This is a genomic window from Sphingopyxis sp. HIX (genome assembly GCF_001468285.1).
GTDB lineage: Bacteria > Pseudomonadota > Alphaproteobacteria > Sphingomonadales > Sphingomonadaceae > Sphingopyxis.
The window spans coordinates 1-22,261 of record NZ_LNSB01000064.1 but is presented as its reverse complement, the minus strand read 5'-3'; the positions used below and the strand labels follow the sequence as shown (position 1 = coordinate 22,261).

The 22,261-nt window shown below is 67.7% G+C and carries 23 protein-coding genes; 8 read left to right on the top strand and 15 right to left on the bottom strand.

Features of this window, described 5'->3' with window-relative positions:
• Together ATE62_RS23760 and ptsP are read left to right on the top strand one after the other, a co-directional pair.
• Positions 1 to 685, top strand: a 685-nt coding sequence (locus ATE62_RS23760; protein WP_058818605.1) for a hypothetical protein, incomplete at its 5' end; no start/stop codon positions are given.
• 67 nt (positions 686 to 752) lie between these two features.
• Complete coding sequence (gene ptsP, locus ATE62_RS21350) at positions 753 to 3,047, top strand: phosphoenolpyruvate--protein phosphotransferase (protein WP_058809522.1); 2,295 nt, start codon at positions 753 to 755, stop codon at positions 3,045 to 3,047.
• A 6-nt stretch (positions 3,048 to 3,053) separates the two neighbouring features.
• Here the strand turns inward: ptsP and ATE62_RS21345 are convergent, their stop codons facing one another.
• The 4 genes from ATE62_RS21345 to ATE62_RS21330 all read right to left on the bottom strand — a co-directional run bounded on the left by ATE62_RS21345 (position 3,054) and on the right by ATE62_RS21330 (position 7,306).
• Positions 3,054 to 4,022 (bottom strand): phosphatase PAP2 family protein, encoded by a 969-nt coding sequence (locus ATE62_RS21345; protein ID WP_058809521.1) that lies wholly within the window; start codon positions 4,020 to 4,022, stop codon positions 3,054 to 3,056.
• 121 nt (positions 4,023 to 4,143) lie between these two features.
• Complete coding sequence (locus ATE62_RS21340; protein ID WP_058809520.1) at positions 4,144 to 5,700, bottom strand: sulfatase-like hydrolase/transferase; 1,557 nt, start codon at positions 5,698 to 5,700, stop codon at positions 4,144 to 4,146.
• 5 nt (positions 5,701 to 5,705) lie between these two features.
• Entirely contained in the window at positions 5,706 to 7,091 is a 1,386-nt protein-coding gene (locus tag ATE62_RS21335) for a class I SAM-dependent methyltransferase (protein WP_058809519.1), read from the bottom strand.
• Between the two features lie 5 nt (positions 7,092 to 7,096).
• Positions 7,097 to 7,306: a hypothetical protein gene (locus ATE62_RS21330; protein WP_156420625.1), complete on the bottom strand. Its 210-nt coding sequence runs from the start codon at positions 7,304 to 7,306 to the stop codon at positions 7,097 to 7,099.
• 159 nt (positions 7,307 to 7,465) lie between these two features.
• Between ATE62_RS21330 and ATE62_RS21325 the strand changes: the two genes are divergently transcribed.
• Positions 7,466 to 7,876 (top strand): GFA family protein, encoded by a 411-nt coding sequence (locus ATE62_RS21325; protein WP_058809517.1) that lies wholly within the window; start codon positions 7,466 to 7,468, stop codon positions 7,874 to 7,876.
• Here the strand turns inward: ATE62_RS21325 and ATE62_RS21320 are convergent.
• The 6 genes from ATE62_RS21320 to ATE62_RS21295 all read right to left on the bottom strand — a co-directional run bounded on the left by ATE62_RS21320 (position 7,873) and on the right by ATE62_RS21295 (position 14,287).
• On the bottom strand, positions 7,873 to 9,357 hold the full coding sequence (locus ATE62_RS21320) for a serine hydrolase domain-containing protein (RefSeq protein WP_082662956.1): 1,485 nt from the start codon (positions 9,355 to 9,357) through the stop codon (positions 7,873 to 7,875). The genes ATE62_RS21325 and ATE62_RS21320 overlap by 4 nt on opposite strands.
• The gene (locus tag ATE62_RS21315) at positions 9,266 to 9,619 is read right to left on the bottom strand and encodes an MmcQ/YjbR family DNA-binding protein (RefSeq protein WP_058809516.1); all 354 of its coding nucleotides are present in this window, start codon (positions 9,617 to 9,619) and stop codon (positions 9,266 to 9,268) included. Before ATE62_RS21315 ends, ATE62_RS21320 begins: the two co-directional genes overlap by 92 nt.
• A 14-nt stretch (positions 9,620 to 9,633) precedes the next feature.
• Entirely contained in the window at positions 9,634 to 10,389 is a 756-nt protein-coding gene (locus tag ATE62_RS21310) for a hypothetical protein (RefSeq protein WP_058809515.1), read from the bottom strand.
• A gap of 322 nt (positions 10,390 to 10,711) precedes the next feature.
• The gene (locus ATE62_RS21305; RefSeq protein ID WP_197411732.1) at positions 10,712 to 12,031 is read right to left on the bottom strand and encodes a replication-associated recombination protein A; all 1,320 of its coding nucleotides are present in this window, start codon (positions 12,029 to 12,031) and stop codon (positions 10,712 to 10,714) included.
• A 3-nt stretch (positions 12,032 to 12,034) separates the two neighbouring features.
• Complete coding sequence (locus ATE62_RS21300; RefSeq protein WP_058809514.1) at positions 12,035 to 13,189, bottom strand: glycosyltransferase family 4 protein; 1,155 nt, start codon at positions 13,187 to 13,189, stop codon at positions 12,035 to 12,037.
• 45 nt (positions 13,190 to 13,234) lie between these two features.
• A complete protein-coding gene (locus ATE62_RS21295; RefSeq protein WP_058809513.1) occupies positions 13,235 to 14,287 on the bottom strand; it encodes a hypothetical protein in 1,053 nt (350 codons plus the stop codon).
• 148 nt (positions 14,288 to 14,435) lie between these two features.
• Here ATE62_RS21295 and ATE62_RS21290 point away from each other — a divergent pair, with 148 nt between their 5' ends.
• Entirely contained in the window at positions 14,436 to 15,155 is a 720-nt protein-coding gene (locus ATE62_RS21290; RefSeq protein WP_231736363.1) for a hypothetical protein, read from the top strand.
• 9 nt (positions 15,156 to 15,164) lie between these two features.
• On the opposite strand, the gene ATE62_RS21285 is transcribed toward ATE62_RS21290, so the two are convergent.
• The 3 genes from ATE62_RS21285 to ATE62_RS21275 all read right to left on the bottom strand — a co-directional run bounded on the left by ATE62_RS21285 (position 15,165) and on the right by ATE62_RS21275 (position 17,644).
• Positions 15,165 to 16,100: a hemolysin family protein gene (locus tag ATE62_RS21285; protein WP_058809511.1), complete on the bottom strand. Its 936-nt coding sequence runs from the start codon at positions 16,098 to 16,100 to the stop codon at positions 15,165 to 15,167.
• Between the two features lie 19 nt (positions 16,101 to 16,119).
• Positions 16,120 to 16,626 (bottom strand): rRNA maturation RNase YbeY, encoded by a 507-nt coding sequence (ybeY, locus tag ATE62_RS21280; protein ID WP_058809510.1) that lies wholly within the window; start codon positions 16,624 to 16,626, stop codon positions 16,120 to 16,122.
• Positions 16,627 to 16,705: 79 nt separating this feature from the next.
• Positions 16,706 to 17,644 carry a LysR substrate-binding domain-containing protein gene (locus ATE62_RS21275; RefSeq protein WP_058809509.1) on the bottom strand — a complete coding sequence of 313 codons (939 nt, stop codon included), beginning with the start codon at positions 17,642 to 17,644 and terminating at the stop codon, positions 16,706 to 16,708.
• A 101-nt stretch (positions 17,645 to 17,745) separates the two neighbouring features.
• On the opposite strand from ATE62_RS21275, the gene ATE62_RS23755 reads away from it, so the two are divergent.
• Genes ATE62_RS23755 through ATE62_RS21255 form a run of 3 tightly spaced genes read left to right on the top strand, consistent with a single transcriptional unit; the run spans position 17,746 to position 20,219 of the window.
• Positions 17,746 to 18,840: a hypothetical protein gene (locus ATE62_RS23755; RefSeq protein WP_197411731.1), complete on the top strand. Its 1,095-nt coding sequence runs from the start codon at positions 17,746 to 17,748 to the stop codon at positions 18,838 to 18,840.
• A gap of 1 nt (position 18,841) precedes the next feature.
• Positions 18,842 to 19,735, top strand: coding sequence for a TolB family protein (locus ATE62_RS21260; RefSeq protein WP_058809508.1), 894 nt, complete (start codon positions 18,842 to 18,844; stop codon positions 19,733 to 19,735).
• The gene (locus ATE62_RS21255) at positions 19,725 to 20,219 is read left to right on the top strand and encodes an anthrone oxygenase family protein (RefSeq protein WP_058809524.1); all 495 of its coding nucleotides are present in this window, start codon (positions 19,725 to 19,727) and stop codon (positions 20,217 to 20,219) included. Before ATE62_RS21260 ends, ATE62_RS21255 begins: the two co-directional genes overlap by 11 nt.
• On the opposite strand, the gene ATE62_RS21250 is transcribed toward ATE62_RS21255, so the two are convergent.
• A complete protein-coding gene (locus ATE62_RS21250) occupies positions 20,216 to 21,091 on the bottom strand; it encodes a sigma-70 family RNA polymerase sigma factor (protein ID WP_058809507.1) in 876 nt (291 codons plus the stop codon). The genes ATE62_RS21255 and ATE62_RS21250 overlap by 4 nt on opposite strands.
• Complete coding sequence (locus ATE62_RS21245; protein WP_058809506.1) at positions 21,091 to 21,546, bottom strand: carboxymuconolactone decarboxylase family protein; 456 nt, start codon at positions 21,544 to 21,546, stop codon at positions 21,091 to 21,093. Before ATE62_RS21245 ends, ATE62_RS21250 begins: the two co-directional genes overlap by 1 nt.
• A gap of 199 nt (positions 21,547 to 21,745) precedes the next feature.
• Between ATE62_RS21245 and ATE62_RS21240 the strand changes: the two genes are divergently transcribed.
• A complete protein-coding gene (locus ATE62_RS21240) occupies positions 21,746 to 22,126 on the top strand; it encodes a DoxX family protein (protein WP_058809505.1) in 381 nt (126 codons plus the stop codon).
• Positions 22,127 to 22,261: the final 135 nt, after the last annotated feature.

Below are 22,261 nucleotides of genomic sequence, written 5' to 3'. Positions count from 1 at the left end.
AGCCCGCGGCCCGGGAGGATCTGCGCCGCCGCCGGTCGTGATCATCGTGCCGCCGCGGCCGCTGCCGCCGGGCAATGCTGCGGCGACGCAGATCCTCCCGGGCCGCGGGCTCGACGGGCGCTTCTACACCGCGAACACCGACATCACCGGCGACCGCGCCTTCTGGCAGATGAAGATCGCGCTCAACGTCGCCGCGATCGGCTGCCGCGGGCTCGAGGAAGCGACGCTCGTCTCGGCCTATAATGCGATCATCAAGAACCACGGCAAGGCGATCAAGGCGACCGAGAAGAGCGTGATCACGCAGCTCGGCAAGGAGAACAAGACCAACGGCATCAAGGAGCGCGACAAGCTCTCGACCCAGTTGTTCAACTATTTCGCGCAGCCGCCGGCGCAGCGCGATTTTTGCGCACGCGCCAACGAAGTCGCGCAGCTCGTGTCGACCACCCCCGCCAAGGATGTCGTGGTGCAGGCGCCGGGCCATCTCTCCCGGCTCGACCAGCCCTTCCTCGATTTCTACGAGGCCTATGCCCGCTATCAGGTCGAGGCAGCGGCATGGGATGCCAAATATGCCCCGCCGCCGCCGATCATGAGCGCCCCGGCGCCGCTCTATGTCCCCCCGGCGACGCCGACCGTCTATGGCCCCGCCGCCCCGACGACGACGCCCTCGCCTACCCCGGCGGGCTGACAACAATAGGAAATATTGCACGCTCCCCTTGGCGGGGGGGCGCGGCATCTGTTAGCAGTGGCGGGACATGACCAACGCCCCGCTCCCGCCCTCGACCGCCGCCCAGTCTGCGCGCACGATCCTGACGCGGCTGCACGAGGTGATGGCCGCGCGCACCCACGCGCAGGGCAAGCTCAACCAGGTCGTCGGGATCATCGGCGAATGCCTCGATAGCGAGGTCTGCTCGATCTACCTCTTGCGCGAGGGCGCGCTCGAGCTGTTCGCGACGCGCGGGCTCAAGCAGGAGGCGGTGCACGTCACCCGCCTCGCGACGGGCGAGGGCCTCGTCGGCACGATCGCCGAACAAATCGAGACGCTGAACCTCGACGAGGCGGCGGCGCACCCCGACTTCTCCTATCGCCCCGAAACGGGCGAGGAATTGTTCCACAGCTTCGCCGGGGTCCCGATCATCCGCCGCGAGCGCGCGGTGGGCGTGCTCTGCGTCCAGCACGCCGAGCCGCGCCGCTACGACGATATCGAGATCGAGACGCTGCAGACCGTCGCGATGGTGCTGTCCGAACTGATCGCCAACGCCGACCTCGTCGACACCGCCGCGCGCACCGACGCCGCCGCCGCCGACCAGTCGGCGCAGCGGCTGACGGGGCAGAAGCTCGTCGACGGCATGGGCGCGGGCGTCGCGGTCTATCACCAGCCGCGCATCACCATCGAACATACGGTCGCCGAGGATATCGAGGCCGAGCGCCACCGCGTCTACGCCGCCTTCGACAAGATGCGCGAGCAGATCGACCGCATGGCGAGCCAGGCCGAATTCGGCGTCGGCGGCGAGCATGACGAGGTCATCGAGACCTACAAGATGTTCGCTTATGACGAGGGCTGGTCGCGCCGGATCAACGAAGCGATCGACAGCGGCCTCACCGCCGAGGCGGCGATCGAGCGCGTCCAGCAGCGTACGCGCATGCGCATGCGCCAGATCGACGACCCGCTGCTGCGCGACCGCATGCACGACCTCGAGGATCTCTCGAACCGGCTGCTGCGCATCGTGTCGGGGCAGATGGGGACCGCGGCGCAGATGGGCCTCAGGCAGGACTCGATCCTGATCGCGCGCAACCTCGGCCCCGCCGAGCTGCTCGAATATGACAAGCGCCGGCTGAAGGGCGTCGTGCTCGAGGAAGGCTCGCTGACCGCGCACGTCATCATCGTCGCGCGCGCGATGGGGGTGCCCGTGCTCGGCCGCGTCCGCGACGTGCGCACGGTGATCCGCGAGGGCGACCTGCTGCTGCTCGACACCGGCGCGGGCACGCTCAACGTCCGCCCGACGCAGGCCGTACAGGACGCATTCGACGCCAAGCTCGAGATCTCGCAGAAGCGCCGCGCCAGTCTCGCGTCGCTGCGCGACCTGCCCGCGGTGACCAAGGACGGCGTGCCGATCGAGCTGATGATCAACGCCGGGCTGCGCGAGGATATCGCCGCGCTCGACCTGACCGGCGCGCGGGGCATCGGGCTGTTCCGCACCGAATTCCAGTTCCTCGTGTCGGCCACCCTGCCCGCGCGCGACCGCCAGCAGCGCCTCTATCGCGACGTGCTCGACGCCGCGGGCGACCGGCCGGTGATCTTCCGCACGGTCGACATCGGCGGCGACAAGGCACTGCCCTATATGAACACCGACACCGCGCTGGAGGAAAATCCGGCGATGGGTTGGCGCGCGCTGCGCCTCGCGCTCGAACGCGAAGGACTGCTCAAGGTCCAGGCGCGCGCGCTGATCGAGGCGGCGGCGGGGCGAACGCTCAACGTCATGTTCCCGATGGTGTCCGAGCCTTGGGAATATGAGGCGGCGCGCGACATCTTCGTCCGCCAGCGCGCTTGGCTCGCGAGCCACAACAAGAAATTGCCCGCGGCGATCCGTTACGGCGCGATGCTCGAGGTGCCCGGCCTCGCCGAAACGCTCGACCTGATGCTGCCGCATCTCGACTTCCTGTCGATCGGCACCAACGACTTGACGCAGTTCCTCTTCGCCGCCGACCGCGCGCATCCGCGGCTCGCCGAGCGCTACGACTGGCTGTCGCCGACCGTGATGCGCTTCCTGTCGCGCGTGGTGAAGACCGTTGCTGGATCGAAGGTAACACTGGGCGTCTGCGGCGAAATGGGCGGGCGCCCGCTGGAAGCGATGGCGCTGCTCGGCATCGGCATCGAACGGCTGTCGATCACTCCCGCGGGCGTCGGGCCGGTGAAGGCGATGATCCGCTCGCTCGACCTCGCCGCGCTACGCCGCGACATCCCGGCAATCCTCGCGCAGCCCTCGGCCAATCCCCGCGCCCAATATGAGGATTGGGCCAAGGCGCATCAGGTCGACCTCGGCGATTGACGCCCGTCAGGCGGCCGCGGGCACCGGATTTTCGGCGGGCGGCAGGGCGGCCGGAGCCTTCGCCTTGCCCATGATCCGCTCGGCCGCCCAGACGCAGGCCCAGGCCAGCGCCAGCCCGGCGGGCGCGTCGACGACATAGTGCCAGCGGCTCGCGATCGAGGTTACCAGGATGAAGACGAGGATGACGCTGTAGAGCGGCAGCAGGATCTTCCCGTGCTTCCAAGCGAAGAGGAAGAAGAGGAAGGCGCCCGCTGCGTGCAGCGACGGCATCGCCGCGAGCCCGACGGTGAAATTGACGCCGCCGTGCGCCGCGAGCCACGCGGGGCCGTTGGCGATCGAATTGCGGTAGAATTCGAGCATGCTGAGCTGGCCGCCGGTGATGACCGGATCGACCCCGCGTTCGTAGATGAAGGGGCCCAGTGCCGGCGCGATCAGATAGGCCAGCGCACCCGAGGCCTGCAACAGCAGCACCGCCACGACCAGCGTCCGGAACTGCGCCGGCGTCTTGACCGCATGATAGAGGAAGCTGGTGTAGAACAGCGCGATGAACGAGATCATGTAGAAATTGGAATCATGCGCGACGAAACCGAAGACATGGTTTCGCATATAGATGCAGAAATCGACCACCGGCCGCAGGAACTCGTCGCTCGCCCAATAGACGTCGTCGTACATCACCGGATTGATGTGCGGGATCCACAGCTTCAGGTTGAAGTGCGCGAACAGGATGACGACGTAGCAGGGCAAGGCGATCAGGAAGCTGGTCGCGATCTCGCGCTTGCCCGCGATGAGGGTTGCGACGCCCAGCAGCGCGACGCCGATCAGCGGATAGATATAGTGGACGCCGACGAAGGCGGCGCGATCGCCCGAGGGCGCGACGACCGGCAGCCCGAAGAGCAGCGAAAAGAGGAACATGATCGCCAGCGTGCCGCCGGCAATGACGATCTCCGGGGGAAAGTTGCGCAGGCTCAGCCGCATTGATCACCACCAGAAACGGAAAGATTGGTCCATGCGCGGGGCATTCCGTGCCTTGCCCGCCCGCATCCCCTCCCTGTCACAACAGGGTTAACGGACGAATAATATGGCTTCCGCGACGGCTTTATCGCGCGGCCAGCCGCGCGCCGACCTCCTCGAAGCGATACAGCGCAGCGTCGCTCTCGAACATATAGTGGCGCGACGCCGGCATCGGCTGCCGCGATCCGAAATGGTCGCGCAGGATCGCTGGATAGATCTGCACCGGCGACGCCGGCATCGTCGCGGGCGGACGCCCCGACGGATCGCGCACCGCGAGCAATATGCCCATCTTCTCGCGCAGCTGGTCGCCGCTGAGCTTGGCCCAGGGCACCGGCACCGGATCGGTGCCGAGGCCATGCTCGTCGCCGACGTAAGGAGCGGGCCAGGGCCCCTCGTCGCTATGCAGCACGATCACCGCGGGCCGTGGCCCCGCGAGGATCGCGTCAATCAGTTCGAGCGTCTGCGCATTGGCAAAGCGCACCTGCTCGAGATAGTTTTCGGTGCGCGACGCCTTGCGCGCGACCGCGATGTCGCGGCAGCTGCCGTCGGCATTGAGCACGAAAGGCGGATGCGGCACCAGGAAATGCGCGAAGACATGCTTGGGCGCATCGTCCTGCGCCAGATCGCGCAACCGGCGGAACTTCTCGTTCGCGCGGTGGCACTGGTCGCCGCGCCCGTCGAGATAGGGAATGGCGAGCCCGCCGAGCCAGAATCCCGCCGCCGACTGGTCGATGATCAGGCGCGTCAGCTGCGGCACCGCGCGCACCGTCATCGATCGATCGGCGGTTGAACTGAAGCGCGTCGGCTCCCACCAGCTCCCTGCAAAGACGGTGCTATAGCCCATCGCGTTGAAGCGCCGGATCGCCGCCCCGTCGCGCGCCGCGCGATAGATCGGCACCCAATCGCCCTGCTCGCCCGTCATTGCCGCTGCCATCGGATCGAGCAAAGATCCGTTCATCGTCGAGGCAACCGAATGGCTCGTCCGCTGATAATTGGAGTAGGCGCTATCGTGCACGACGAAGCCGCGCTGGCGCAGCGCATCGACGAAGGGCTGGTTGTCGAAACCGTAGCGCGATTTCAGCGTGTCGGTCGCCGCATAGCGATCGAAGAGGATATGCCAGACGTCAGGGCTGTTCGCCGAGGCCTCGCCGTGCAGATCGCCGAGGCTCTCCGCCACCGCGGAGCGCGCCGGTTCTAGTCGCCACTGCCGCGCACCCAGCGACCCGGCGTTGATGACGAGCAACAGCGCGCAGAGCAGGTTGAGCCGCCCGGCGACGTCGCGGAACTTGACCGGCTCCGACGGCAGTGCGCGATAGAGCAGCACGAGCAGCCCGATCGCCGCGACATGCAGCATCGCCGCGACCGCGAACGATACCGGCAACAGCGCCAGCAGCCGCGGCACATAGAAAAAATAGAGCGCGGCCATGCCCGCCGCGATCCCCGCGCGGGCCCAGTCGCCGCAGAATAGCCGGAATAGCGCGGTCACCGCGCCCGCAACGACGACCGCGCCGATGATGGTGGGCCAGACGCTTTCGAAGCCCAGCCGCAGCTGGTTGCCGCTCCAGAAGGCGATCAGCGCGATCAGCGTCACCGCGATGCCGGCAACCGGATAGCGCGCCGCCCGGATGGTCAGCCCGTCCATTGGCGTCAGCCGCGCCTGTCGTACGCGACGATCAGGCGCCCTCCTTCGCCCAGGCGGTCCTGCCGGACGATACGCCCGCGCGCACCGACATGCGCTAGGAACGCTTCCTCGGTATAGGCGGGGAAGATATCGACGCGGCCGCGCAGCAATTGCTGCACCATCGGATCGGACTTCGACGGGAACTCGATCACGCCGGCGGGCGCCAGCCCCATCAGCCAGTCGACCGCCATGTCGAGCGGAATATTCTTGGCGATCGCGAGATGGTGGATCACCGCCAGCGCGAGCACCATATCGGCGCTCGCCCGGTCCTGCAGGCTCTTGCGTTCGCCGCCGGCCCAGCCCTGCGACGGGCTGGGGTTGGTGGCGTCGAGCCACAGGGGCAGCACCGGCGCCTTCGCCTTGTCGAAGGAAGCGAAGGCGCGTTCGAGCGCGCCGAAATCGAAATCGAAGCCGACGACGCTCCGCGCCCCGGCCTCGAGAGAGGTGCGACTGAACTCGCCGCTGTTGCAGCCGATATCGAAGAGCAGGCGCGGCGCGACCGGCCCCACCGCCTCGGCGACGAAGCGGTGCTTCGCATCGCGCCGCGCCTCGTCATAGCTGTTGTTGGTCGCATAATCGTCCCAGACGGTCTTCTCGCCGGCCAGCGACAGCCCGGCGATATAGTCGCGCAGGCTGGTCAGGATCGCGACCAGCCGCTTCTTGGGCAGATGCGCCGGGCGCGACGTCTTGGCCTCCAGTCCGTCGGCGACGCGACGGCGCGCGAAGGCGGCCGGGCCGACGATATGCGCGATCACGGTGAAGGACAGGCGGTCGCGCAGCCCGAGCAACTTGACCAGTTCCTCGGGCTCGATGCCTTCGAGCGAGCCGCGATACCAGGCGTGCGGCGCGATACCCTTCTTGGCCCAGAGGTACAGCGGGTTCAGGAACTGCATGCCGAACTGGCGCTGGCCGGCCCAGACCGATCCCTCTTCATAGGGGATGATCGACAGATGGTCGATGAACACCGGCTTCGTGCCGCGGAACTGGACGTTGTACGCGGTCGCGTCGGACAGGGTGAAGCCCTTGCCGAGCAAGGCGAGCTGGAAGTCCAGATGATGGAGCGCCGCGGCCTTCAGCGCCGAGAAGCACCATTCATAGGGGTAGGAGACGAAGTCGAGCACCGGATGCTCGAGCCAGTGGACCGCCCCCGGCGCCAGATCGCCCAGCCCCTCGCCGCCGAGCGCTTCGGCGGGCAGCAGCCAGCCCTCGGCGATCATCGCGTCGAGCACGCCGCTGTCCCTAGCCGCCGCATATTGCGCGGCGCCCGCCTCGAAGACCGCGCGCAGCACGCGATTGTCGTGACGAAGCACGCGGCCCGACGGGTCGCGGAATGATCCGGCGTCGAATTTCATGAAGCTCAGTCCTGCTGGCGCTTGAAGACGCTCTTGACCTTCGCCCAGTAGAGCTTGCCGAACAGCAGCACGCTGGCCACCGCGCCGGTCAGCGCCTGCAGCGCCATGCTGACCGTCGCGCCGTCGAGATAGGCGTAAGCGGGCGTGGTGGCCGCAAAGCTGAACGCGAGGAATGCGACCATGGCGAAGACCATGTCGGAGAATGTTTTCTTCAAAGCTGCCCCCCTTGGCTGGATGCGTCAGATTTGTGACCAGACAAAGTAAATATCGGGTTAAAGCGCCTGCAATCCTTGCGATTCTCGTTGACGATCGGGATTTACCGCGACGCCATGTTTATGTTATGTTCCCCATCCACTTCCCGAGGAGAGAGAGATATGAGCGACGCCCCCACCCGCGCCACCGGCCAATGCCATTGCGGCGCGATCCGCTATTCGATGCCGACCGCGGTCGTCCACCATGCCCTCTGCAACTGCTCCGACTGCCGCCGCCACGCCGGTGCTCCGATCGTCGGCTGGGCGCTCGTCGGGCAGGACGAGCTCGAAGTGACGGGCACGCCCAAGATCTACGCCTCGTCGGAGCATGGCCGCCGCCATTTCTGCGGCGATTGCGGCACCGGACTTTTCTACACCAGCGACGCGGTGTTCCCGGGGCAGATCGACGTCCAGACGGCGACGCTCGACGACCCCGACCTCATCCCCGCGCAGGTCCAGATCCAGACCGCCGAGCGGATTCGCTGGATGGACAATCTGGCCGACCTGCCCGCGTTCGAGCGCTATCCGGGCTAGCGCTTGTCGGCGGCGACAACCGCCGCGACCAGCTTCGCAATGTCGAGGCGGTTCTTGTCGTCGTCATAGCCCTGGCGCACGATCACCAGCTGGCGCGAGGGGATGACGACGACATATTGGCCGCGATTGCCGAAGGCACCGAAGGCGTCGGCGGGAACGCCCTCCGATTTGTTCAGCAGCCAGAAGCCAGCGCCATAGCCGAAGGCGCCGGCGGGCTGCGGTCCGCTCGGCGTGGTGACGAAGCTCCGCCAATTTTCGGGGAGCCGCCGCCTGCCCTGCCACATCCCGTCGTTCTGATAGAGCAGTCCGAGCCGCGCGAGATCGCGTGCGGTGGTCCAGACCTGGCTCGACAGGATATAGTCGCCGTCGGCGTCATGCTCGGCGAAGGTCCGCGTCATGCCCAGCCCGTCGAAGAAGGCGGCGGGATCGAGCGCGGGGCCGCGGCGGATCATCGCCGACTTCGCATTGCGCGCGTCGAACGCCTTCTGCCGCGCTGCCTTCAGCGACTGCACCGCGAGCAAGGTATCGTTGTTGGCGTATCGATAGACCGTGTTCGGCGGGTTGAGCAGCGGCCATTGCACCGTCCACTGGCGCACCGACGCGCCGCCCATATAGATGGCGTCGCTGCGGTTTCCCGCGGTGTCGCTGGTGAGGCCGCTCGCCATGCGCAGGAGCTGTTCGGTGGTGATCGCGGCGCGCGGGTCGCCGGGCGCCTGCCAGTCGGCGATCATCGCGGGCTGGGTGACGTCGATGTCGCCGTCGAGCACGGCACTGCCGATCAGCGTCGCCGCCATCGACTTGGCGACCGAGAAGGTGCGCTGCGCGGTGTGGATATTATGGCCGAGCTCGTAGCGTTCGAGCGCGATGCGTCCGTCCTTCACCACCAGCAGCGCGCTGGTGCGGCCACCAAATTTGGTGAGGTCGGTGAGCGGCGCCGCAAAGGGCGATATGCCCTTCGTCGTCGCCACGGCGCCCCTGTCCCCGACCGGCCAGGACTTGTCGTCGAGGTTCGGCCGCGCGGGGCGATGGTCGCCCTGCCGCCGCGGCGCAGCGCCGATCGGCAGCGTGACGCAGCCCTCGCGGCTGTCCCATTCGGCGATACGCGGCGGCATGTCGTCGCGGTAGCGCACCGTCACGCGCTTCGCCTCGTCGTCGACCTCCGCCTTTAGCGCGCGGACGTCAGCCTCGATCTCGGGATAGATGCCGGTGAGTTCGTCGCGCTCGATGGCTTCCACGGGCTTGCCCGCGCCGTTCCACAAGGACGAGCAGGTGAAGGCGGCGCGGTAGCCCGCAGCCCAGGCGCGGTTCAGCCCGGCATTGGCGTCGGCGGCCTTCGCTGGCAGCGCGACCGCGGCGAGCGCGGTGCCGAGGATCAGGCGGCGCAGAATCTCAGGGCCGCTCGCCGAAAGCCTGACGCTGCGGCTTTTTGGCGCGGTCCCACCAGGCGCGGCGGAGGACGTTCGCGACGCGCTCGGGATCATCCGAACCGAAGCGGACGAGCAGCGCGTGCCAGCCCTCGTAATGCGGGGTCTGCCAGAAGGTGTCGGGGTCGGTTTCAAGCAGGATTTCCTTCTCGTCGGGTTTGCACATCACCGCAAAGCCGCCCGCCTCACGGCCCGGCGAAGCCAGCGGCTTGCCGTTGAGCTTGGGGCAGGGGGTGCCGTAAAAGGACAGCATCTCGACATCGGGGAGCGCGCAGGCGAAGGCGACAACATCGTCCCAGCTATCGAATTTCGGTGCCATGCCGCCCTGCCCGCTCACTGCCTGGGTGGCTTGGCGCGCACGGCGACCTGCTCGACCTCCTCGCCGACCGGCTGCATGGGCTGGAAGCGCATGCTGTCGACGACCAGCCGGTCGCCGAGGATCGAGAAGTCGAACAGCGCCTGCCCGCCGCGCGGGCAGCAATTGCCGTCGCCGTCGCGCGCGACCGGGACGACCGCGAACATCTCCGAAAAGATGAAGTCGGCGGGGCCGCGCAGCCAATAGCCTTTGGGCAGCATCGCGCTTCCTTCGTCGTACCAGCCTTCGAGGTCGACCTGCCGCCAAACGGCCTTGTCGCCCTCGCCGACGAACAGCGCGTCCGCATTGCCCGCGCCGCTGCCGGCGAGCGTTCCGGTCACATGAACGAGGCTGCGCGTCCCGTCGCTGGCGACGAGATCGGGCGTCCCGATCGATCCCGAGCTTTCGGCGAAACCGGCGAGCACCGCCTTGCCCGCGGCATCGCGCGCGACGATGACGACCATCCACGCCCCCGGCCCGTCGCGCGGCGCCAGCGAGGCCTTTTGCCACAAGAGGGTGCCGCCGCGTTCGGGCACCTCGATCCGCCCGCTCGCCTCGACCCCGCAGCGGCCCCCGAAATCATAGAGGCAGGCGTCGGCGATCTTCGCGATCCGGTCGGGGGCGAGCGCGATCTTCCGGGCGACGTCGGCGCGGCTGCATTCGCTTTCGATGCTGCCGCTGGGGCAGGAGATGACGGGGGTCGCGATAGCGGCGAGTGCGAGGGTCAGTGACATGCTTGGTTCCCGGACGTGGAGCGACCCCGTGGAGCATGGCTAGGGCGAAGCGGCGGCGGAGGCAAGCATGGGCGGTGCGCGTTCGACCGGCCCGGGAAGGAGCGGAGACGGCGGTCGGATACCGCGCGGAAGTTGACTAAGTTGACGCCCCAACGCGCGTGCGAACAAAGGGTTAGCGGTCGGCGCATGGCGCTGCGGATGGGCATGGGCGTCATCCGGCAGGGTAGACCATGGCGGGATTTATTAGGAAAGCGTTTTTTTTGGGGGGGGCCGGTTACGGGCGACGGTTTGGGGAACGTCCGCTTCCCACCCCAATACCGCCCTAACCCCGCGCCTTGCGCTGCTCGTCCCACCAGGCGATGCGTTCGGCGATGCGTTTTTCGAAGCCGCGGTCGGTCGGGCGGTAATAGGTCTGCGGGCCCATTTCCTCGGGCCAGTAATCGGCGCCCGAAAAGCCGCCCTCGGCGTCATGGTCATATTCATAACCCGCGCCGTAGCCCAATTCCTTCATCAGCTTGGTCGGGGCGTTGAGGATGTTCGCGGGCGGGGCGAGGCTGCCGGTCTCGCGCGCCGAGGCGAAGCTCGCTTTCTGCGCGGCATAGGCGGCGTTCGATTTGGGCGCGGTCGCGAGATAGAGGCACGCCTGCACGATCGCGAGTTCGCCCTCGGGAGAGCCGAGGAACTGGTAGGCGTCCTTGGCGGCGAGGCATTGCACCAGCGCCTGCGGATCGGCGAGCCCGACGTCCTCGCTCGCGAAGCGCACGAGGCGGCGCAGCACATAGAGCGGCTCCTCGCCCGCGACGAGCATGCGCGCCATATAGTAGAGGGCGGCCTGCGGATCCGAGCCGCGCAGCGCCTTGTGCAGCGCCGAGATGAGGTTGTAGTGGCCGTCGCGATCCTTGTCGTAGACCGGCATACGGCGATGGAGCAGCTGCGCGAGCGCCGCGGGGTCGAGCGGTTCGGCGATGCCCGCCGCGAACAAAGTCTCGACCTGGTTGAGCAGGAAACGCCCGTCGCCGTCGGCACTCGCGGTGAGCGCCTCGCGCGCGGCGTCGGTCAGCGGCAAGGGTTTCCCGACCTCGGCCTCGGCGCGATCGAGCAGGGTCGCCATCGCCTTCTCGTCGAGCCGACGGAGGACGAGCACCTGCGCGCGGCTGAGCAAGGCGGCGTTGAGCGCGAAGCTGGGATTCTCGGTCGTCGCGCCGACGAGCACGACGGTGCCACGCTCGACATAGGGCAGGAAACCGTCCTGCTGCGCGCGATTGAAGCGATGAATCTCATCGACGAAGAGCAGCGTGCGCCTGCCCGCCGCCGCCATCTTCTCGGCATCGGCGAAGGCTTTCTTGAGGTCGGCGACGCCCGAAAAGACCGCCGAAAGCGGCGCGAAGCGCATGCCTACCGCCTCCGCCAGCAGCCGCGCGATCGTCGTCTTGCCCGTGCCCGGCGGGCCCCAGAGGATCATCGACGACAGCTGGCCCGCGGCGACCATGCGCCCGATCGCCCCGTCGGCGCCGGTCAGATGCTCCTGCCCGACGACTTCGGAGAGGGTCTTGGGGCGGAGGCGCTCGGCGAGCGGCGCGCCGGCCGCGGGCGCGCCCGTCGATGCGGGGGCCTCGTCGTCGCCGAACAGGTCGCCGGCCACGCCCTATCCCCGCCGCTGCTTCTGCCGGATGAGCCGGATATAGGTGTCGGCGACCGCCTGGTTGATCGCGTCCCACTCATAATTGTGGCTCTCGGCGAGCGCCGCGGCGCCGTGCGATCCGCGCAGCATATCGTCCTGGCAATAGCGCTGGAGATGATCGGCGAAGCCGGTGATCGACCCCGGCGCGACGAGATAGCCGGTGACCTTGTCCTTGACGATGCTGGCGCTGCCGGTCGCGCGCGCCGCCACGACGGGGAGCCCGCATGCCATGGCCTCGAGCGTCACATTGCCGAAGGTCTCGGTCACCGAGGGGTTGAAGAAGACGTCGCACGAGGCGAGCGCGCGCGCGAGGTCCTCGCCGCCCTGGAAGCCGACGAATTTGGCGTCGGGCAGGCGCGATTCGAACCAGTCGCCCGCGGGCCCCTCGCCGATCACCACCACCTCATGCTCGACCTTGCGCCGCTGGAGTTGGTCGATCGCGTCGGCGAAGACGTCGAGCCCCTTTTCCATCACCAGCCGCCCGAGGAAGGCGACGACGGGCATATCGTCGGCGATGCCCCAGCTCCGCCGCCAGCTCATGTCGCGGCGAGAGGGGTTGAACACCTCGCGCTCGACCCCGCGCGTCCAGATGCCGATGTCGTAGTTCATCCGCTGCTCGCGGAGCACCTGCGCGAAGCTCTCGGACGGCGCGATCAGCGCGTCGCACTTGCGATAGAGCTTGCGCAGCCAGGCGACGATGATCGGCTCGACGAAGGAGAGGTTGTAATAGCGGAAATAGGTTTCGAAGCGCGTGTGCACCGAACAGGCGACGGGCAGCTTGCGCCGCCGCGCCCACGCCGCTGCCTGGCGCGAGACGCGGTCGGGGCTGGAGATGTGCATGATATTGGGCGCGAAGGCGGTGAGGTCCTCGCGCACCCGGCTCGAGAAGTTGAGCGGGATACGATATTCCGGCCGGTTCGGGATCGGCATCGACGGCACGCTGACGAGGTCGCCGGTCGGCTCGAAATCGGGGTTGGCGACGGTCGGCGAATAGACGCGCACCGCCGCGCCCTTGCTGAGCAGATAGCCCACGAGCCGGTTGAGCGCCTTGTTGGCGCCGTCGACGGTCATGTTGTAATTGCCGCTGAACAGCGCGATGCGGAGGCCTGAAACGTCCATCCGGCCTCCGCTAACCCCGTCGCAGCGCAAAGGCAACGCCCGGCGTCAGGCCATGATGCTGTACGGCTCGCCCGGTTTCTTGCGGCACATGCGCTTCGACACGCGCGTTTCCTCGCCCTCGACGATCGCGATGTCCGTAATCGACAGGCATTTGCTGCCATTGGGTTCGGTGTTGAGCGCGGTGATCGTCGACGAGCCCGAGACGCCCTCGCGCGTCGGGCTGGTCCATTTGGCGGTCGCGCCGACCTCCTCCTTCTTCGTCACCGCAATGGTAGCCTCGGCGGCGACCTTTTGCTCCTTTTCGTCGAGCTGGCACGCGATCTCGCCGACCAGCACCGCGCCGAAGGCGCCCGCGAGCACGGTGCCGACACCGTCGAGCCCCGCCGCGCTGCCCGCGACGCTGCCGATAAGCCCGCCGATCACGCCGCCGCGCTTGCGCGCCTTCTTGCATTTCTTCGGCACGGATTTACCCGCGTCGGCCTGTTTGTCGGCGTCGCCCTTCTTGCCCTTTTCCACGGCGGGTTCGGGAGCGGCCGCCACTGCCGCCTGCACCGGCACGGGATAGCCGTTGCAGCCGGTGTTGAAGCAGAAGCGGTCGGCTAGATAGGCGCGGTCGGTCTGATATTGCGCCTCCATCGCGCGATAGGGCGCGAGGTTCGCGCCCTCGGGATCGGAGGCCGCATGTTCCGCCATGACCGCTTTGTAGAAGCGGTCCTGCGTCGCCGCCGAATAGCGCATATTGCCGCCGACCTTGGCCGAATAGAGCGACGACAGCGCGTCCTGATAGCGGATCATCGCCTCGCGATAGGGCAGCATCTTGCCATTGTAATAGGCGTCGATCGCGATGGTGCAGCGGTTGATCGCCGCGGCCTTGTCGAAGGGCGCGTCGATCTTGCGCCAGGCTTCGCGGCAATCGGGATAGCTTGCGGTGTCGAGCTGCGGACGAGCCGGGAAAGCGGGCAGCGGGGGCTCGGCGACCGGGGGCGGCGCATAGGCCTTGCCGTCCTCGCCCTGCGTAGCGCTCGCCGCCGCACCGCCGGCAAGCAACAGCGCGCCGATCGCGGCATACGCCGATATCTGTCGCAGCGCGGCCCGCATGTTCGATTCCCCCTTTCAAAAGGCTAGGCCCGAATGACAGGCGCCGCAAGTTCGGCCAATGACGAGGGTCACACATTGTCTTGGCGCCGCGCCTCGCCTAAAATCGCGCGATCGGCGGGCCGGGACCGCCGCAGTCGGGGATGGCCGCATGCGCCGCTGGATCAGATCATTTGCCTGCCTCGCCGCGATGCTGGCCTGCACCGCCGCGACGCCGCCGGGAATGGACCCGGACAATCCGACCTGCCCGGCCAATCCCAACTGGTCCGATTACAAGACGATGGTGCTGACGCCGTTCCAGCGCAGCGGCGAGACCGTGCTGCTGGCCGAGGGGCGCGTCGACAGCGAGCTTCCGGCGCGGCTCGAGAAGGTGCTGGCGGACAATCCGGCGATCAGCGAAATCTGGATCCGCTCGCCGGGCGGCGACGCGCGCGCGGGCAATGCCGCGGGGTTGCTGATCCGCAAATATGGCAAGGACCGCCAGATGGTGACGCGCATCCCGTCGGGCTGGACCTGTTTCAGCGCGTGCAATTTCGTCTTCATGGGCGGCCGCGCGCGGACGATCGATCCGGGCGGCCATTTCATGGTGCATATGTTCACGATGACCGGCGACCAGAATGCGATCCAGTCGAGCGTCGCGCTCGGGGCCGAATCGACCACCGAATTGATCAGCGACGTCGAGCGCGAGGCGGCGCTGATGGCGACCGAGGACAATGACCTGCTGATCCGCCTCGACGTGTCGCGCGACCTGCTCTCCGACATCATGTACCGGCAGAAGGCCGTCGCGACCGCGGACGACAAATCGACCCGGCGCTGCCTGACGATCGAAGAGGCGCTGCGTTACAATGTCGTCAATGTGAAGCCGGATTAGGGTGAGGACCTAGTCGCCGGTCTCCGACGGCGCTTCCATCTCGACGACAACCGGTGGATGCAGCCGCAGGCGGTGGACGCGGCGCTCGTCGGCCTCGGTCACCTCGATGCGCCAGCCGCTGGGGTGCGCCAGGATTTCGCCGACTTCGGGGACGTGGCCCGCGAGCACCGCGGCGAGGCCGCCCAGCGTATCGACATCCTCCTCGACCTCGCCGAGCCGTTCGTCGATCGCCTCGCCGATATCGTCGAGCTCGGCGCGGGCATCGGCGTCCCAGCAGCCGTCGGCGCCGCGCGCGAAAAGCGCGGTGGGTTCGTCGTCATGCTCGTCCTCGATCTCGCCGACGATTTCCTCGACCAGATCCTCGATCGTTACGAGGCCCTCGGTGCCCGAATATTCGTCGATGACGATCGCGAGGTGCGTGCGCTGCGCGCGCATGTCGGCGAGCAGGTCGAGCACGCCCATCGACTGCGGGACATAGAGCGGCTGGCGAATGAGGTCGATCAGCGGCGGGGGGCTGCGCTTTTCGGCGAGCACCGCGAAGACGTCCTTGACGTGGATCATGCCGACGACCTCGTCGAGGCTCTCGCGATAGACCGGCAGGCGGCTGTGCCCCGCCTCGGCAAATTGCGCGACGACTTCGTCGAAGCTTGCGCTCTCGTCGATCGCGATGATCTCGCCGCGCGGCACCGCGACGTCATCGACGGTCTGTTCGCCGAAGTGAAGAAGGTTGCGCAGCATCTTGCGCTCGATCGGGGAAAGGTCGCCGACGACGCTGCTTCCCCGCCGGTCCTGGCCCTCTTCCTCGGCCTCGTCGATGACCTCTTCGATCTGCTCGCGCAGCGACGGTTCCTTGTCGCCGCCGAAGATCAATGTCCGGAGTCCGGCCCACAGGCCGGATCTACTGTCCTCTTCCGATCGGGTCGAAGATCCCTGGTCGTCGGGCATGATGTGATGCGTTTCCCTGTTAATCGAGCTCGGCATATGGATTGGCGAGGCCCAGCGATGCAAGCGCTTTCACTTCGAGCGCTTCCATCGCGTGCGCCGACGCGTCGTCCATATGGTCGTAACCGACGAGGTGGAGCGCGCCATGGACGATCAGATGCGTCGCATGATCGGCGAGCGAAATCCCCTTCTCCTCCGCCTCGCGGGCGCAGGTTTCGCGCGCCAGCACGATGTCGCCGAGCAGGATTTCGCCGTCGTCGCCGTTGGTCAGGCCTTCGAGCAGGTCGTGCTGGACCTGCGGGAAGGACAGCACATTGGTCGGCTTGTCCTTGCCGCGAAAGTCGCGGTTGAGCGTCTGCACTTCGGCATCGTCGGTCAGCCGCACCGCGACCTCGACCAGCGGCGCGGCGTCGGCAAGGCTGGCGAAAGGCGTGAGCGCGAGCGTGGCGGCGACCGCTTCGGCGGCGCGCGCTCCCCAGTCGAGCGAATCGGGCCAGGGCGTGGCTTCAAAGGTTTCGACGCTCAGCATGGCGTGCCTGTCGCAGCGATGGTCATTGCCGCCGCGTTATCGCGGTGCTGCGGAGGAGAACAGCAATATTTGGCCCGTTTCATGGTTCGAGAATGACCGCATGGTCGATAAGGTTGCGCATGGGAGCGGTGGCTGCAGCGGCCTCATCGCACAACCAGTCGCGGAAACGCGCGATCTTCGGACTCTGCAACCGCACGACGGGATAGACGAACCAGAAGGCGCGGCCGTCGCCGGCGACCAGATCATGCGCGGGGACGAGGCGCCCCGCCGCGATTTCGTCGCGGAACAGGATCGGCGAACCGATCGCGATCCCGTGCCCGGCGACGGCGGCGGCGATGTCGAGATGTTCGGCGGCGAGGCTGGTGCCGAAGCGCCCGGGCGGCGGTCCCGCCGCGACGCCGAGCGCGCGGTACCACGAAGCCCACCAGTCGGGGCGTCCGAGCAGCGGCACGCCGAGCGGACGCGAGGGATCCTCGAGGTCGCCGACGGCGCCCTTCAGCCCCGGCGCGCACAGCGGGGTGAACAGGACGGGGAACAGCCGCACGCTGCGCAGCCCGCGCCAGTCGCCGAGGCCATGGCGGATTGCGGCGTCGAAGCGCCCGTCGCCGAGCGGCTGCGGCTCGGCCGACAGCTCGAGCTCGATCGCGATATCGGGATGCCGGGCGCGGAACAGCCCCAGCCGCGGCGTGAGCCAGCTGGTTCCCAACGTAGGCAAGGCGGTGAGCGACAGCCGCGCCTCGTCGCGGTCACGCGCCTTGACGAAGCTCGCGCGCAAGGCGGCGAAGGCGGCGGTCGCCTCCGACGCGACCGCGACGCCGGCCATGGTAAGTTCCACGCGGTGCGGATGGCGGACGAACAGGCGCAGCCCGGTCTGCTGCTCGAGTTGCCGGACATGATAGCTGACCGATGCCGCGGTGGTTCCGAGTTCCTGCGCCGCCCTGGCGAAGCTCTCCAGTCGCGCCGCCGCTTCGAAGGCGCGGATCGAGGCAAGCGGAGGAAGTTTGTCGCGGCTGACCATAAATATGGCTTAGCCTCTAGGCCCAATCTTCGCGTCGTCAATCCGCGCGCGGTTCGGCAGACCGAGCGCCCCTTCCCTTCTTTGACCGAAGCGAGAGATCCGTGCCCCCTTTCCTCCCCTTGCCGAACCGGCGCCGCCTGCTCGAGATGATGGTCATGGGGGGCGGGGCGATGGCGCTAGGCAGGCCCGCCTGGGCGCAAATCGCCGACGGCTCCGCCGCGCATGCCCGTGATTGGCAATGGCTCGTCGGCAATTGGGACGTCCGGCACCAGCGATTGAAGGAACGGCTGGCGGGCAGCGACGACTGGGCGGAATTCGGCGGCAAGAGCGCCTGCTGGACGACGCTCGGCGGGCTGGGGACGATCGACGACAATATCCTCGACCTGCCCGGCGGCGAATATCGCGGCTTCGGCATCCGCGCCTTCGACCCGGCGGCCGGAGCCTGGTCGATCTGGTGGGTCGACGGGCGCGACCCGACGGTCATCGATCCGCCCGTGGTGGGGGGCTTCGACGGCGACGCGGGTGTCTTCACCGGCAAGGACAGGTTCAAGGGTCGCGACGTCGACGTGCGGTTTCGCTGGCACGACGTCCACGGCCCGCGTCCGAACTGGGACCAAGGCCTGTCGACCGACGGCGGCGCGACATGGGAGATCAACTGGCGCAACTATTTCACGCGCACGGCCGCCGCGCCGACGCCCCTGCCACTGCTGCACGATAGCGCACCGGTGCCGAACGGCCGCGACTTCGACTTTCTCGTCGGGGCGTGGAAGGTACGGCACCGGCGGCTCAAGCAGCGACTGGCGGGAAGCGACGCATGGATCGACTTCGACGGCACGCTGGTCAACTGGCCGGTGCTGGGCGGCCGCGGCAACGCCGGGGACAATGTCATGAACTTTCCCGGCGCGCCGTTCCGCGGCGTCGGCATCCGCACGCTCGACCCGGCCACGGGCGAGTGGCTGAGCTGGTGGCTCGACGGCCGCAACCCGCAGGCGATCGCGCCGCCGGTGCGCGGCGGTTTCAAGGACGGGATCGGCACCTTCATCGGCGACGATAGTTTCGAGGGGCGGCCGATCCGGACGCGCGTGCTCTGGTCGCGGATCACGCCGGCCTCGGCGCGGTGGGAGCAGGCCTTTTCGGCCGACGGCGGACTGAGCTGGGAGACCAACTGGATCAGCGATTTCGAGCGGACCGCCTGAGGTGATCGGCGCGCTTGCAATCACCGCGCTGGCCGCCGCCGCGCCGGTGTCGGCGATCGAAATCGCCGGCGAAGCCGAGCTTTTCGCGCCGGGAATCGCCTCGACCGACCATAGCGAAATCCGCCTGACGATCAGCCCCGACGGCAACACCGCCTTGTGGTTCAGCCGCGACCGCCCCGGCGGCGCGGGCGGTTACGACATCTGGATGACGCGCCGGACGACGGCGGGTTGGGGCCCCGCCGCGCCGGTCTCGTTCAATTCGCCGGGCCGCGATTTCGACCCCGCCTTCTCCGCCGACGGGCGCTTCGTCTTTTTCTGCTCCGACCGGCCGGGCGGGATCGGCAAGGACGATCTCTATCGGGTCGCCGTGACCGGGGCGGGCTTCGGGACCCCGGAAAATCTGGGGCCGGCGGTCAACAGCGCGGGTGCCGAATATGCCCCGATGCTGTCGCCCGATGGCAGCCAGTTGCTCTTTTCGAGCGATCGGCCGGGCGGGGCCGGAGGGCATGATCTCTATACCGCCAAGGCAGAGGCCGGGCGCTTCGCCGCCGCAGCGCCGCTGGCCGGCGCGATCAACAGCGCTGCGGACGAATTCGACGGGACCTTCCTCTCCGACGGGCGGACGGTCGTTTTCGCGCGCGCGCCGAGCATGAAGGCGGATCGGATAGACCTCCATGTCGCCGCCGAGCGCAATGGCCGTTACGACAAGGGAATGATATTGCCGCTGGCGGTGAACGATCCGGTCGGCGACAGCTATGGCCCGATGCTCGACTGGTCGGCGTCCGGCCGGTTGACCTTTTCGGCCCAGCGCGGCGCGAGCGGATCGATGGACCTGTATCGCGCCGCTTACCGCCTGACGGCAAGCGATGGTTTGGAGGATGACGATGCCCGATAATCTGATCACCGGATTGAGCTTTGCCGCCGCCTTCGGCGCCGCGCTGGTCGGCGGCGTGTTCTTCGGCTTTTCGAACTTCATCATGGCGGGGCTCGGGCGCCTGCCGCCCGCCGAGGGTGCCGCCGCGATGAATTCGATCAATGTGACGGTGATCAATCCCGCTTTCATGACCGCGCTGTTCGGAACCGGGCTGCTCTGCCTGGCCGTGGCCGCGCTGTCGCTGGGCTCGCTCGCGGCGCTCGATGCCAGGCTGATCCTCGCCGCGGCGCTGCTCTATGTGCTCGGCTGCGACGGGGTGACGATGGTCCTCAACGTGCCGCTGAACAACGCGCTCGCCGCCGCGGCGACCGGAACGCCCGAAGCCGGCGCGCTATGGACGCGTTATCTGAGCGAATGGACCTTGTGGAACTCGGTGCGCACCGCCGCCTGCTTAGCCGCCGCGGCACTCTTCGTCTGGGCGGGAGCGCTCCGCGTCGCGGCCTAGTGCATGTGCTTCAGCTTGTCGGGGTTGCGCATCACGTAAATGGCGGTGACCTTGCCGTCCTCGATCTCGAGCGCGGTGGTCTGGAACTCGCCGTCGGCCTCGCGGGTGACGAAGCCCGGCAGGCCGTTGATCGTACCCGTGTGGACGAGGGTCGAGCCATATTTGCCGAACAGCACCGCGAGGCTGCGGTGGAGCTTCAGCACGATGTCGTGGCCGAGGATCGGACCCATCGCGGCGGGGCGCTTGCCGCCGCCGTCGGCCCACATACCGACATCGGCGGCGAGCAACGCCCCGAGCGCGCCCATGTCGCCGCTCCGCGAAGCGGCGAAGAAGGCATTGGCGATTTCGAGCCCCTTGTCCTTCTCGAGCTTGTAGCGCGGGCGCGCCTGGCGGACGTGGGTGCGCGCGCGTGCAGCGAGCTGGCGCGTCGCGGCGGGATCGCGGTCGATCGTCTTGGCGACCTCGTCGAACTCGACGCCGAAGACGTCGTGGAGCAGGAAAGCCGCGCGTTCCAAGGGCGAGAGCCGTTCGAGCGCGAGCATCAGCGGCAGCGTGACGTCGTCGTCTTCCTCTTCCTCGACCAGCGGGTCGGGGAGCCAGGGGCCGACATAGGTCTCACGCTGGTGGCGCGCCGACTTGATCTGGTCGAGGCAGAGCCGCGTCACGGTGCGACGCAGGAAGGCCGCGGGCTCGCGGACCGCGCTGCGGTCGGTCGCGAGCCAGCGGAGGAAGGCATCCTGCACCACATCCTCGGCATCGGAGACCGAGCCGAGCATGCGATAGGCGACGCGGGTGAGCAGCGGACGCAACGGGTCGAAACTGACCGCCGCGTCCGCATTGTCCGCGGTGCCGGGGATGCCCTCGGGGGTCATCAGGCGGCCTTCGCCGCGGGCATCTCGTACCAGAGGTCGAAACCGACCGCGATGCGGTTCCAGCCGTTGATCACGTTGATCATCAGCGTCAAATTCACCTGCTCCTCCGGCGTGAAATGCGTTTCGAGCGCGTCTTTGGCGGCCTTCTGTGTGTGGCCTTGCGATAGCGTCGTCAAGGCGTCGGTCCACGCGAGCGCGGCGCGTTCGCGATCGGTGTAGCAGGGGGCTTCGTGCCAGGCGGCGAGCAGGTAGATGCGCTGCTCGGTCTCGCCCTTCGCGCGCGCTTCCGTCGTGTGCATGTTGATGCAGTTGGCGCAGCCGTTGAGGATCGACGCGCGAATCTTGACGAGCTCGATCAGGCTCGCTTCGAGGCTGTTCTGCACGGCCATCGAGACGGCGGTCCACTGCTTCATCAACGTCGGGGCGGCGGCGTAGGGGTCGGTTACCTTGGTCATCGTCATTCTCCTTTGCTTGGGTTGTGCAGGCTTGACGAGACAGGATCGGCGGCTGTGACATGCGGGGCGAAAAAATTTCGCGAAGCCCGATCTTTTTGCGGCGCGCATCGGGAAACAAAGGGTTTCGACAATGGCGCTTTGCCGGACCGGCGAGCTGGCCTAGCATCGCCGCATCATCCACCAAGCGAGGGGACCGCGCATGAAATTTCTCGATGGCTATACCGAACAGGCCTATGCGCTGCTGCGCATCGTCGCGGGCCTGCTTTTCTTGGCGCACGGGGTGCAGAAATTCCTGAACTTCCCCGTCCCCTTCCCGATGCCGCTGAATCCGATGCTGATGGCGGCGGGTGCGATCGAGCTGGTCGCGGGGACGATGATCGTGATCGGCGTGATGACCCGTCCCGCGGCGTTCCTCGCGAGCGGCATGTCAGCGGTCGGCTATTGGGTCGCGCACGGCACCCAGAGCCCCTTCCCGATCGCCAATGGCGGCGAGACGATCGTCCTCTATTGCTTCCTGTTCCTGTTCATCGCGGCGCGCGGTGCGGGCATCTGGAGCGCCGACGGGGCGGTGAAGAAATAGGCGGAAAGCACGCGATCTGTTGTGACCGGGTTCGGGCGGGAGCTGCCGTTGAGGGATGGAACTAATTTCCCCTCCCGCAGGCGGGAGGGGCAGCGAGACTTGGGCGCTTGCGCCCTAGTCGCAGCGGGGTGGGCC